The organism is uncultured Polaribacter sp. (genome assembly GCF_947497695.1).
Taxonomy (GTDB): domain Bacteria; phylum Bacteroidota; class Bacteroidia; order Flavobacteriales; family Flavobacteriaceae; genus Polaribacter.
In genome coordinates, this window is record NZ_CANMHM010000022.1 from 15,783 (window position 1) to 27,953 (window position 12,171).

13 protein-coding genes and 1 tRNA gene are annotated in these 12,171 nt (G+C 29.8%); 13 read left to right on the forward strand and 1 reads right to left on the reverse strand.

Annotated elements, in window-relative coordinates; genetic code table 11:
* Window positions 1–13: 13 nt before the first annotated feature.
* The 13 genes from Q0731_RS12895 to gmd all read left to right on the forward strand — a co-directional run bounded on the left by Q0731_RS12895 (window position 14) and on the right by gmd (window position 11,526).
* On the forward strand, window positions 14–703 hold the full coding sequence (locus Q0731_RS12895; RefSeq protein ID WP_299064737.1) for a MotA/TolQ/ExbB proton channel family protein: 690 nt from the start codon (window positions 14–16) through the stop codon (window positions 701–703).
* A gap of 79 nt (window positions 704–782) precedes the next feature.
* Entirely contained in the window at window positions 783–1,175 is a 393-nt protein-coding gene (locus tag Q0731_RS12900; protein ID WP_299064739.1) for a biopolymer transporter ExbD, read from the forward strand.
* Window positions 1,176–1,435: 260 nt separating this feature from the next.
* The gene (locus Q0731_RS12905) at window positions 1,436–2,242 is read left to right on the forward strand and encodes an energy transducer TonB (protein ID WP_366915417.1); all 807 of its coding nucleotides are present in this window, start codon (window positions 1,436–1,438) and stop codon (window positions 2,240–2,242) included.
* Between the two features lie 118 nt (window positions 2,243–2,360).
* Window positions 2,361–2,786, forward strand: a complete 426-nt coding sequence (locus Q0731_RS12910) for an adenylyltransferase/cytidyltransferase family protein (protein ID WP_299064743.1) — start codon at window positions 2,361–2,363, stop codon at window positions 2,784–2,786.
* A 4-nt stretch (window positions 2,787–2,790) separates the two neighbouring features.
* Window positions 2,791–3,222 carry an adenylyltransferase/cytidyltransferase family protein gene (locus Q0731_RS12915; protein ID WP_299064745.1) on the forward strand — a complete coding sequence of 144 codons (432 nt, stop codon included), beginning with the start codon at window positions 2,791–2,793 and terminating at the stop codon, window positions 3,220–3,222.
* Window positions 3,223–3,318: 96 nt separating this feature from the next.
* Window positions 3,319–4,527, forward strand: coding sequence for a folylpolyglutamate synthase/dihydrofolate synthase family protein (locus Q0731_RS12920; protein ID WP_299064747.1), 1,209 nt, complete (start codon window positions 3,319–3,321; stop codon window positions 4,525–4,527).
* Window positions 4,528–4,585: 58 nt separating this feature from the next.
* Window positions 4,586–4,660: transfer RNA gene (locus Q0731_RS12925), tRNA-Val, on the forward strand.
* Window positions 4,661–4,797: 137 nt separating this feature from the next.
* A complete protein-coding gene (locus Q0731_RS12930) occupies window positions 4,798–5,781 on the forward strand; it encodes an SDR family oxidoreductase (protein ID WP_299064749.1) in 984 nt (327 codons plus the stop codon).
* Window positions 5,782–5,786: 5 nt separating this feature from the next.
* Window positions 5,787–7,070 (forward strand): nucleotide sugar dehydrogenase, encoded by a 1,284-nt coding sequence (locus Q0731_RS12935; RefSeq protein WP_299064760.1) that lies wholly within the window; start codon window positions 5,787–5,789, stop codon window positions 7,068–7,070.
* A gap of 3 nt (window positions 7,071–7,073) precedes the next feature.
* Entirely contained in the window at window positions 7,074–8,015 is a 942-nt protein-coding gene (locus Q0731_RS12940) for a Gfo/Idh/MocA family oxidoreductase (protein ID WP_299064751.1), read from the forward strand.
* Between the two features lie 119 nt (window positions 8,016–8,134).
* Window positions 8,135–9,457, forward strand: coding sequence for a UDP-glucose/GDP-mannose dehydrogenase family protein (locus Q0731_RS12945; protein ID WP_299064753.1), 1,323 nt, complete (start codon window positions 8,135–8,137; stop codon window positions 9,455–9,457).
* Window positions 9,458–9,463: 6 nt separating this feature from the next.
* Window positions 9,464–10,417: a GDP-L-fucose synthase gene (locus tag Q0731_RS12950; protein ID WP_299064755.1), complete on the forward strand. Its 954-nt coding sequence runs from the start codon at window positions 9,464–9,466 to the stop codon at window positions 10,415–10,417.
* On the forward strand, window positions 10,414–11,526 hold the full coding sequence (gmd, locus tag Q0731_RS12955) for a GDP-mannose 4,6-dehydratase (RefSeq protein ID WP_299064756.1): 1,113 nt from the start codon (window positions 10,414–10,416) through the stop codon (window positions 11,524–11,526). Before Q0731_RS12950 ends, gmd begins: the two co-directional genes overlap by 4 nt.
* A gap of 414 nt (window positions 11,527–11,940) precedes the next feature.
* Here gmd and Q0731_RS12960 read toward each other — a convergent pair.
* Window positions 11,941–12,171 (reverse strand): transposase (locus tag Q0731_RS12960; RefSeq protein WP_299064757.1); only part of this gene is annotated, 231 nt, incomplete at its 5' end.

A 12,171-nucleotide genomic window follows, 5' to 3' on the forward strand; every position in this document is an offset into this window, starting at 1 on the left:
AAAAAAGAATTAAATGACATCATTTTTTCAGGAAAATCAAGAGCTTTTAGAAGAAGTTGTTTCAGAAGAAAAAACATTATCTATCTATAACTTAATTATGGATGGAGGTCTAGGAGGGCAAATTATTATAGCAATATTGTTTTTGCTGTTAACAGTAGGTGTGTATATTTATTTTGAACGTTTTTTTGCTATAAAATCAGCCTCAAGAATAGATGTTAATTTTATGAATCAAATTAAAGATTATGTTTCTAACGGTAAGTTAGAGGCTGCAGATGCTTTGTGTAAAAGTAAAAATACCCCAACTGCAAGATTAATTGAAAAAGGAATCTCTAGAATAGGTAAGCCTTTAGAAGATATAAATACAGCTATTGAAACTGCAGGGAAATTAGAAGTATATCAACTAGAAAAAAATGTTAGCGTTTTAGCAACCATTGCAGGTGCAGCACCAATGATTGGTTTTTTAGGAACAGTAATTGGTATGATTGTAGCTATTCATGAAATTGCAAACGCTGGTGGTCAAATAGATATTAAAATGCTATCAGATGGTTTGTATACAGCTATGACAACTACAGTTGCAGGTTTAATAGTAGGTATTATAGCCTATATAACCTATAATCATTTGGTGGTTAAAACAGATAAAGTTGTGTATCAAATGGAAGCAAAATCTGTAGAATTTTTAGATTTATTAAACGAACCAGTATAAATTATTGAAAGATTTAAGAATTGAAAAATTCAAAAAAATCTTTCAATAATTTAATTTTTTAATCTTTTGAATAAATAGCATGAATTTACGTGGAAGAAATAAAGTAGATCCAACATTTAATATGTCATCAATGACAGATATTGTTTTTTTGTTGTTAATATTTTTTATGCTAACATCAACTTTAGTTACAGTTAGTGCTATTGACGTTTTGTTACCAAAAGCTGGAGGAAAAACAGAGAGTAATAAATCTGTAGCAGTAACAATTACTAATGACGCTTTGTTTTATATTGATAAAACTAAAGTAAGTTCCTCTTCGTTAGAAAGTAAAATTATAGCAAGTGTTGGTGCAGATAAAAAGAAAACGATAGTAATTAGAGGGCATAAAGAAGCTTCTTATAAAAATGTGATGAAAGTTATAGATATCGCCAATAAAAATAAGTTAAAAATGATTTTAGCAGTAAAAGGTAAATAGTTTTTGGGCGTTTTAACAGGTTTGGAATTTATCTTGAGCTTAGTCAAAAGACTGTATTTTTTTCCAAAAAAAAAGCAAAAAAGATGCCGCTTCAGTCCTTAAAGCAATTGTAGGGTTAAAAAAATATACAAACATTTAGATATTCTAATCATACTTATTAAATTACAGTGAAAATATTAGAAACACCACATAAAAAAAAGTCAGCAGCAATAACAATAGTACTGTTATTGCTATTATTGTTTGTTATTTTTAATTTCGGAATGAAATATTTAGACCCACCACAAGAATATGGTTTGGCAATAAATTTTGGGAATTCAGAAGTAGGAAGTGGAGAACCTGTAGAAAATACAAAGCAAATTTCAGCCCCCAAAGAATTTGAAAAGCAGGAAGTTGAAGAACAAGAAGTTGTTGAGGAAGAGGTAGTAGAGGGAGTTGTAAAAGAAACGTCTAAAGAAATTATTGAAGAGGAAATTATTACAAATGAAACATCTAAAGATGTTTCTGTGGTAGAAAAAGTGAAAGAAGTAAAAAAAGACCCAATTAAAGAGGTTGTAGAAAAGGAAATTGAAAAGGAGGTAAAAAAGCCAGTAGAGAAAGTGGTTGAAAAAGAAGTGGTAAAAGTGAAGCCAAAACCATCAAAAGAAAATCAAGATGCCTTAAATAATTTGTTAAACGGTAATTCTTCTGATGGGAAACCTCAGGGAGAAGGTGATGATAATCAACCAGGAACAAAAGGTAAAGAAGGAGGAGACCCAAATTCTTCTAAATATTATGGAAATTCTGGGAGTGGCTCTGGAGGAGATTATAATTTAAAAGGTAGAACAGTAGATTTTAAGTCAAAACAACAACCCGATTGTCAAGAGATAGGAACCGTTGTAGTAGAAATTCATGTAAATAAAAACGGAAAGGTTATTTATGCGAAACCAGGAGTAAAAGGAACAACAAATTCTGCTCCTTGTTTATTTAAGCCTGCAAAAGAAGCAGCTTTAAAAACTAAATGGAATGCAGATAATAATGCTCCAATAAAACAAAAAGGTACAATTATTTATAAGTTTTCTTTGTTATAGGTTAAACATTAGTTTTTAGTAGCTCAACAACACGAATTGATTTTTCGTCGACAGTTTGTTTTTTTGTAGAATTTGTAGCTGATATTTGTTCTATAATTAACATATTAACATAAAAAAAATGAAAAAAAAGGCCATTATAGTTTCAGGTTATTTTAACCCAATTCACAAAGGACATTTAGAGTATTTTAATAGTGCAAAAGCATTAGCAGACGAATTATTTGTAATTGTGAATAGCGATTTACAAAGAGGACTCAAAGGATCGAGTGAATTTCAAAAAGAGGATGAAAGATTATTTATAGTCCAAAATATTAAAGCAGTAGATAAGGCAATCATTTCTGTTGATAAAGATAGAACGGTTTGTGAGTCAATTCGTTCAATTTTTGAAACTTATGGTCAGCAATATGATCTTGGCTTTGCTAATGGAGGAGATCAAGATAACAACTCTATTCCAGAAGCTCCAACTTGTAATGAGTTAAATATAGAATTAATAGATGGTTTAGGAGATAAGATACAATCTTCATCTTGGTTGTTAAATAAAAAATAAAATTATGAAAATAGGAATTACTTTTAGTGCATTCGATTTGCTACATGCAGGGCATATTACTATGTTAGAAGATGCAAAACGTCAGTGTGATTATTTAATTTGTGCTTTACAAACAGACCCAACATTAGATAGGCCAGAAAAAAACAGACCTGTACAGTCTGTAGTAGAAAGATATATACAGCTAAAAGGATGCAAATTTGTAGATGAAATTGTCCCTTATGCTACAGAACAAGATTTAGAAGATGTTTTACGATCATTTAAGGTGGATGTTAGGATTATTGGTGAAGAGTATGCAAGTAAACAATTTACAGGCAGACAATATTGTGAGGAAAAAGGCATCGATTTGTATTTTAATAAAAGAGAACACCGTTTTTCTAGTAGTGGATTAAGAAAAGAAGTACAAGAAAAAGAAAATTTAAAATCTAAAGACAAATAGTTTACTTCTGTCATTTTAATTCGTTTTTTATTACTTTGATAAAGTTTTTATTTTAGTATCCTTTAAAAATAGTTTTACTAAGTATTTTAAAAGTCCATGACATATCAAGAAACCATAGACTGGATGTTTGTGCAATTGCCAATGTATCAAAAACAGGGTAAAAGTGCATTCAAAAAAGATTTAACTAATATTTTAGCATTTTCTAAAGAATTAAATTATCCTGAAAGAAAATTTAAATCAATTCATGTTGGAGGAACAAACGGGAAAGGATCTACAAGCCACATGTTAGCTTCTATTCTACAAGAGGCTGGTTATAAAGTAGGTTTGTATACATCTCCCCATTTAAAAAGTTTTACTGAGAGAATTCGAATTAATGGAAAAGAAATTTCAAAGGTAAAGGTTACCTCCTTTATTAAAGAGCACAAAGAATTTTTAAAAAAACAAAAGTTGTCTTTTTTTGAAATGACTGTTGGCCTAGCTTTTAATTATTTTGCAGAAGAAAAAGTAGATATCGCTATTATTGAAGTTGGCTTAGGAGGTAGATTAGATTCTACAAATATTATTACTCCAGAAGTTTCTGTAATTACAAATATAGGATTAGATCATACACAGTTTTTAGGAGAAACGCTGCCAGAAATAGCTTTTGAAAAAGCAGGAATTATTAAAAATGAAATTCCTGTTATAATTGGCGAGAAACAAAATGAAGTTAAGCATGTTTTTATAGCTAAAGCAGAAGAACAAAAAGCAGCTATCTATTTTTCATCAGATAATCATAAAAGTTATAAAACAGATTTATTAGGTGATTATCAAAAGAAAAATACAAATACTGCAGTTACTGCAATTAAGCAATTAAAAGGTTTTAGTATTTCCGATGAAAATATAGAAAAAGGATTACTAAACGTTGTTAAAAATACAAGTCTTAAAGGTAGGTGGCAGGTTTTACAAGAAAATCCCAAAGTAATTTGTGATACAGCACATAATAAAGAGGGTTTAAGTATTGTTATAGAGCAATTAGAAAAAGAATCTTTTAATAAGATACATTTTGTCTTAGGTGTTGTTTCAGATAAAAAAATACAAGATATTTTACCGCTATTCCCTAAAAAAGCACATTATTATTTTTGTAAGCCTAATATAGAAAGAGGACTCTCTGAATTAGAGTTACAAGAAAAAGCAAAAGAATTTGGTTTGATTGGAGAAAAATATTTATCTGTAAAAGAAGCTTTAAAAAACGCGTTACATAATGCAAATCAGCAAGATATAATTTATGTTGGAGGAAGTACGTTTGTGGTTGCTGAAATAATTTAAATAAAAGATGTTTTTTATTTGGTAAACTAAAAATACGTGCTATATTTGCAACCGCTAAGGGCAATTAGCTCAGTTGGTTCAGAGCACCTCGTTTACACCGAGGGGGTCGGGGGTTCGAATCCCTCATTGCCCACTAAACTAAAATCCTTCACAAATTTGTGAAGGATTTTTTATTTTTATCAAGTAATTGAGGTCTTAAATTAGTTAAAGATCACATATCGAAAAACCTTTTTTGTATATTTGATTTTTAAACAATAAAAACATTTGGTATTGGAAATAAATTTAGAAGGAAAAAAAATTTTAGTAACTGGAGGTGCTGGTTTTATTGGCTCTAATTTATGTGAGTTTTTATTGTTAAAAGGAAATGAAGTTGTTTGTTTAGATAATTTTGCTACAGGTAAAAAGGAGAATTTAAAAGCTTTTAAAAATAATAAAAAGTTCACTTTGATTGAAGGAGATATAAGGCATTTAGAGGATTGTTTAAAAGCAACTAGGGGTGTTGATTTTGTCTTGCATCAAGCGGCTTTAGGGTCTGTTCCAAGATCAATAAAAGACCCCATAACTTCAAATGAGGTAAATGTAAATGGTTTTTTAAACATGCTGGTTGCTTCTAGAGATAATAACATAAAAAGATTTGTTTATGCAGCAAGTTCTTCTACTTATGGTGATTCAACTTCAATGCCTAAAGTAGAAGATGTAATAGGGAAACCTTTATCACCTTATGCAGTTACAAAATATGTAAATGAATTGTATGCAGATGTTTTTTCTAAAACTTATGGTTTAGAAACGATTGGATTGCGTTATTTTAACGTTTTTGGAAGAAGACAGGATCCAAATGGTGCTTATGCCGCTGTTATTCCAAAATTTGTAGGACAATTGATGGCAGGAGAATCTCCAGTAATAAATGGAGATGGTATGTATTCCAGAGATTTCACATATATAGATAATGTTATTCAAGCAAATTTGCTAAGTCTAATCAGTCAAAAAAGTGAAGCTATAAATACTATTTATAATGTTGCGTTTGGAGAAAGAAATACACTTAATGATTTGGTAGGTTACTTAAAAGAATATCTTTCAGAATTTGATGCATCAATATCAAATATAGAAGTACTACATGGTTCAAATAGAATAGGTGATATTCCTCATTCACATGCAAGTATTGAGAAAGCAAAAAATAATTTAAATTATTCTCCAGAATATTCATTACAGAAAGGCTTAAAAGAAGCTGTAAAATGGTATTGGGAAAACCTATAAGAAAAATGAATCAACCAAAAATAGCGATTATAGGATTAGGATATGTTGGCTTGCCTTTAGCTAGGTTATTTGCAACTAAGTTTTCTGTGGTAGGTTTTGATATTAATAAAGAACGTATTGATGAGTTAATGTCAGGAACTGACTCTACTTTAGAAGTTTCTGATGAGGTATTGCAATCTGTTTTAGTAGAAAAGTCATCGAAAAAAATAGGTTTGTTTTGTTCTACTCAGCTAAAAGATATTGAAGACTGTAATTATTATATTATTACAGTGCCCACTCCTGTTGATAAAAATAACAGACCTGTTCTTGTTCCTTTGATAAAAGCGAGTGAAGCAGTAGGGAAGGTTCTTAAAAAAGGAGATGTTGTAGTATATGAATCAACAGTTTATCCTGGAGCAACAGAAGAAGAGTGTGTCCCGATTTTAGAAAAAATTTCAAGACTGGAATTTAATAAAGATTTTTATGCAGGGTATTCACCAGAAAGAATTAATCCTGGAGATAAAGAACATACCGTAGAAAAAATATTAAAAGTAACATCAGGGTCAACTCCAGAAATAGGAAAAAAAGTTGACGATTTATATAAATCAGTAATTATTGCAGGTACTTATTTAGCACCCACAATTAAAGTAGCAGAGGCAGCTAAGGTAATTGAAAACTCTCAAAGAGATATTAACATTGCATTTGTCAATGAATTGGCTAAAATTTTTGGATTAATGGGGATTAATACACATGATGTATTAAAGGCTGCAGGAACAAAATGGAACTTTTTACCTTTTAAGCCAGGTTTGGTTGGAGGGCATTGTATAGGGGTAGATCCTTATTATTTAGCACAAAAAGCTCAAGAATTTGGGTATCATCCTGAAATTATTCTTGCTGGTAGACGATTAAATGATAGTATGGGAGGCTATGTAGCTTCAGAGGTTGTTAAGTTAATGATTGAAAAAGATATTAAAATAAAAAATGCTGAAGTTTTAATTTTAGGAATAACATTTAAGGAAAATTGTCCGGATGTTAGAAATACAAAAGTCATAGATGTTGTGGCTGCTTTAAAAGAGTATAGTACCAATGTTACTATATATGATCCTTGGGCTAATGAAGAAGAGGTAATGAATGAATATAAGCTTAAATCATCAAAAAAAATCCCTAAAACTAAGTTTGATGCTGTTATTTTAACAGTTTCGCATCAAGAGTTCAAGAACTTGAATTTAGAAGAAATAAAAAAAGAGAATTCAGTTTTATATGATGTAAAGAATTTTCTACAATCTAAACATGTAGATAAATCACTATAAGAAATGAAAAATTTTGCATTAATTGGTGCTGCAGGTTATATTGCTCCAAGACACTTAAAAGCGATTAAAGAAACAGATAATCAATTAATAGCTGCTTTAGATAAATTTGACAGTGTTGGTGTAATGGATAGTTATTTTCCTAACGCAGACTTTTTTGTAGAATTTGAAAGATTTGATCGCCATATTGAAAAATTAAAACGTGCAGGTACTCATTTAGATTATGTAAGTATTTGTACTCCAAATTATCTTCATGATTCTCATATTAGAATGGCTTTAAGAAGAGGGGCAGATGCCATTTGTGAAAAACCATTGGTTTTAAATCCGTGGAATGTTGATGCTTTATTAGATATTGAAAAAGAATCAGGACAGAAAACAAATACAATTTTACAATTAAGGCTGCATCCTAGTATCATTGCTTTAAAAGAGAAAGTAGCCAATGCTAATAAAAAAGAGAAATACGATGTAGATTTAACCTATATAACTTCAAGAGGAAGATGGTATGATATCTCTTGGAAAGGAGACGAAAGTAAATCTGGAGGAATAGCAACAAATATAGGTGTTCATTTTTATGACATGCTTACTTGGATTTTTGGAGATGTACAAGAAAATATTGTTCATCTTAGAGAAAAAGATAAATCAGCTGGTTATTTAGAATTTAAGAACGCTAGGGTTAGATGGTTTTTATCAATTAATGAAAATGATTTGCCAAGTGATGTTAAAGAAAAAAAGCAAAGAACTTTCCGATCAATTACAGTTGATAGAGAGGAGTTGGAATTTAGCACAGGTTTTACTGATTTGCATACTGAAAGTTATCAAGAAATATTAAAAGGAAATGGTTTTGGATTGCAAGATTCTATGAAATCAATAGAAATTGTCCATCAAATTAGAAATATGGAAATAAGTGAAATTGGTGAAAAGCATTTCTTTTTAAAATATAATAAATAATTTACATTTGTAGTAAAAACGAATTGTAGATATAAGTTTTAAAGTTGAAAAAGATTATGTTTTTTTACGAACTTATCATTAATTATTAGTTAAAAAAAATTAAATAGATATAAGTTTTTATGAATATAGCTGTGATTGGTTCAGGTTATGTTGGGTTAGTATCTGGAACTTGTTTTTCTGAAATGGGAAATAAAGTTACCTGTGTTGATATAGATGAAAAGAAAATTAAAAAGCTGAAGCAAGGTTTTTTACCAATTTTTGAACCTGGTTTAGATCAAATGGTTTTAAAAAATGTAAAAAATAAAAATTTATTTTTTACAACTAATTTAGAAGAAGCTATTAGCGATGTAGAAATTGTATTTATTGCGGTTGGTACACCAATGGGAGAAGATGGAGCAGCTGATTTACAGTATGTTTTGGCTGTTGCAAAGTCTATCGGTGAAGCTATGGATAAAAGATTAATAATAGTAGATAAATCAACTGTTCCTGTTGGTACAGCAGATATGGTAAAAGCAACAATTCAAAATGAACTTGATAAAAGAAATGTTGATTTAGAATTTAATGTAGTTTCAAATCCGGAGTTTTTAAAAGAAGGAGCTGCTATCGATGATTTTATGAAGCCTGATAGAGTGGTAATTGGAGCAGATTCTAATTATGCTTTTGAAAAAATGAAGCAATTGTATTCTCCTTTCTTTAGGACTCATGATCGTTTTATAACAATGGATATACGTTCTGCAGAAATGACTAAATATGCAGCAAACACAATGTTGGCAACAAAAATTTCATTTATGAATGAAATTGCTAATATTTGTGAAAGAGTTGGTGCAGATGCAAATATGGTAAGGATAGGAATCGGGTCAGATAATAGGATAGGATATAGTTTTATATATCCTGGAGCGGGTTACGGAGGTTCTTGTTTTCCAAAAGATGTAAAAGCATTAAAGAAAATAGCGGAAGAAAATGGATATAAGGCAAATTTAATAGCATCAGTAGAAAGTGTTAATGATGCTCAAAAATTAGTTATTGCTCATAAAATTGTAAAGAGATTTGGGGAAAATTTATCTGATTTAACTTTTGCATTATGGGGTTTGTCTTTTAAACCAGGTACAGATGATATGAGAGAAGCTCCTTCAATTTACACAATAAAAGAGTTGGTAAAAAGAGGGGCAAAAGTAAAAGCTTACGATCCAAAAGCAATAAATGAAGCTAAAGAGTTTTATTTAAAAGGGGTTGAAAATGTAACATTTTACAATTCAAAATATGAGGTTTTAAAGGATGCAGATTCTTTAATCTTGTTAACAGAATGGAAAGAATTTAGATCTCCTGATTTTGTAGAAATTAAACAACAATTAAACCTCCCTATTATTTTTGATGGTAGAAATCAATATAATGCTTTCAATTTAGAGGGTAAAGGTTTTGAATATTTTCAAATAGGTAAATAAGAAATATTGGAAAAGAATACTAAAATATATATTGCGGGTCATAAGGGTATGGTTGGTTCAGCAGTATGGAGGGCTTTAAAAAAGAAAGGTTATTTTAATTTAGTTGGAAGGTCTAGTAAAGAGTTAGATTTAAAAAATCAAGATGAGGTTTTAATTTTTTTGCAAAAAGAAAAACCAAATGTTGTTATAGACGCTGCAGCTCGAGTTGGTGGTATTTTAGCAAATACTAATTTCCCTTATCAATTTTTGATGGAAAATATGCAAATTCAAAATAATTTAATTGATAGTGCATTAAAAACAGGAATTGAAAAATTTATTTTTTTAGGAAGTTCTTGTATTTATCCTAAATTTGCTCGACAACCTTTAAAAGAAGAGTATTTATTAACAGATTCTTTAGAGCCGACTAATGAATGGTACGCAATAGCAAAAATAGCAGGTGTCAAAGCATGCCAGGCAATTAGAAAACAATATCAGAAAGATTATGTTAGTTTGATGCCTACAAATCTATATGGTTATTTTGATAATTTTGATTTACAAACATCACATGTTTTGCCAGCCATGATTCGTAAGTTTCATGAAGCTAAAAATAATAATCACTCAGATGTTGTATTGTGGGGAAGTGGAACTCCAATGAGAGAATTTTTGTATGTTGATGATATGGCAGAAGCAGTTGTTTATGCTTTAGAAAATGATTTACCAGAGTATTTGTATAATGTTGGTACAGGTAAAGATATAACTATTAAAGAATTGGCAGAAACAATTCAAAAAGTTATAGGTCATCAAGGAAAAATTATATGGGATGCAACCAAACCAGATGGAACACCTAGAAAGTTAATGGATGTTTCAAAAATGAAGCATATTGGGTGGGAATATTCTACAGAACTAAAAGAAGGGATTGAAAAAACATATTTTTGGTTTTTAAAGAATATAGAAAACATAAAAGAAGTAAAAGTTAAATGAAAGTAGCATTTATAACAGGAGTAACAGGTCAAGATGGGGCTTATTTAAGTGAGTTTTTATTAAAAAAAGGATATCAAGTACACGGAATGAAAAGAAGGTCTTCACTTTTCAATACTGATAGGATAGATCATTTATATCAAGACCCACATGTTGATAGTCGCAATTTCTTCTTGCATTATGGAGATATGACAGATAGTACAAATATTACTCGTTTAATAAAGCAAATTCAGCCTGACGAGATATATAATTTAGCGGCAATGAGTCATGTAGCAGTATCATTTGAAACACCAGAGTATACAGGGAACGCTGATGGGTTAGGTACTTTACGTATATTAGATGCAGTCCGTTTATTGGGTTTAGAAAAGAAAACTAGAATTTACCAGGCCTCTACCTCAGAATTGTATGGAAAAGTGCAAGAAGTGCCACAATCAGAAACAACACCATTTTATCCTCGTTCTCCTTATGCAGTAGCAAAAATGTATGCCTTTTGGATTTCTGTAAATTACAGAGAAGCTTATGATATGTTTGCTTGTAATGGTATTTTGTTTAATCATGAATCTCCATTAAGAGGAGAAACATTTGTAACCCGTAAAATTACAAGAGCAGCCTCAAGAATAGCCTTAAACTTACAGGATAAATTGTATCTTGGAAACTTAGATGCAAAAAGAGATTGGGGACATGCAAAAGATTATGTGCGTATGATGTGGATGATTTTACAAGCAGAAACTCCTGAAGATTGGGTAATTGCTACAGGTGTAACAACATCTGTAAGAGATTTTGTGAGAATGAGTTTTGCTGAGGTGGGAATAGAGTTAGGTTTTAAAGGAAAAGGTATTGATGAAAAAGGATATGTAAAATCATGTGCAAATCCAGAATATCAGTTAGAGGTAGGAAAAGAGGTGTTAGAAATTGACCCTAAGTACTTTAGGCCAACTGAAGTAGACTTGTTAATTGGTGATCCATCAAAAGCAAAACAAAAATTAGGTTGGGAATGTAAATATGATTTACAAGATTTGGTAAAAGATATGATGCAGTCTGATGTAAAGTTGATGAAAAAAGATCAGTATCTAAAAGAAGGGGGATATAGTACTTTAAATTATTTTGAATAATAAATTAAGTTTATTTATAACTAAGTTAATAGAATAAAATTATATTGTTTTCTACTTAAAAGTGCAACAAACTTTTAAATTGGTAATTTTATAAAAAAATAATGATTAAAGTTAGCTTGACTTAACTTATATATATATTAGGTAACATATTGGCGATTTTTATTTAAGGTTTCTTAGGTAAAAATAATATGTAATTAAACTAAATATTAAATTTTAAATAAAATTATCAACTGATCTATGTCTTTTATACTCAATTTAATATATGTTTTTAAGATATTATTTATAGACTCTATAATGGCTCTTTTTCGCAGTTAATTACGCTCCATAAAATCTATGGTTTTTTCTTCATATTCTTTGTAATCATCTTTACCAGATGAATACCATTTACAAATATTTGATAATTAAAAGATTTATTTATGAGTGGTTTTCTATCGCCAACATATACTGGTATGGGCATAAACTCAATAACTTCTCCTTTGTCAATTCATATAAGGTGTAATTTAAACCATAAAACGAACCTAAAATTCCGTAACTTTTTTGGGCTAAATCAACAAAAAAATCTGTGTTATTTTCTCTTTTATAATGGCATGATTTTAAAGTAGTAGAATCTATAAATGAAATACCAGTGCAATCTCCTAAACAATG

Excerpts from the sequence above, each read along its gene's own strand:
- gmd (WP_299064756.1), top strand. The coding sequence starts at position 10,414 with ATGAAAGTAGCATTTATAACAGGAGTAACAGGTCAAGATGGGGCTTAT.
- Q0731_RS12900 (WP_299064739.1), top strand. The coding sequence starts at position 783 with ATGAATTTACGTGGAAGAAATAAAGTAGATCCAACATTTAATATGTCA.
- Q0731_RS12920 (WP_299064747.1), top strand. The coding sequence starts at position 3,319 with ATGACATATCAAGAAACCATAGACTGGATGTTTGTGCAATTGCCAATG.
- Q0731_RS12910 (WP_299064743.1), top strand. The coding sequence starts at position 2,361 with ATGAAAAAAAAGGCCATTATAGTTTCAGGTTATTTTAACCCAATTCAC.
- Q0731_RS12935 (WP_299064760.1), top strand. The coding sequence starts at position 5,787 with ATGAATCAACCAAAAATAGCGATTATAGGATTAGGATATGTTGGCTTG.
- Q0731_RS12940 (WP_299064751.1), top strand. The coding sequence starts at position 7,074 with ATGAAAAATTTTGCATTAATTGGTGCTGCAGGTTATATTGCTCCAAGA.
- Q0731_RS12915 (WP_299064745.1), top strand. The coding sequence starts at position 2,791 with ATGAAAATAGGAATTACTTTTAGTGCATTCGATTTGCTACATGCAGGG.
- Q0731_RS12895 (WP_299064737.1), top strand. The coding sequence starts at position 14 with ATGACATCATTTTTTCAGGAAAATCAAGAGCTTTTAGAAGAAGTTGTT.
- Q0731_RS12905 (WP_366915417.1), top strand. The coding sequence starts at position 1,436 with ATGAAATATTTAGACCCACCACAAGAATATGGTTTGGCAATAAATTTT.
- Q0731_RS12945 (WP_299064753.1), top strand. The coding sequence starts at position 8,135 with ATGAATATAGCTGTGATTGGTTCAGGTTATGTTGGGTTAGTATCTGGA.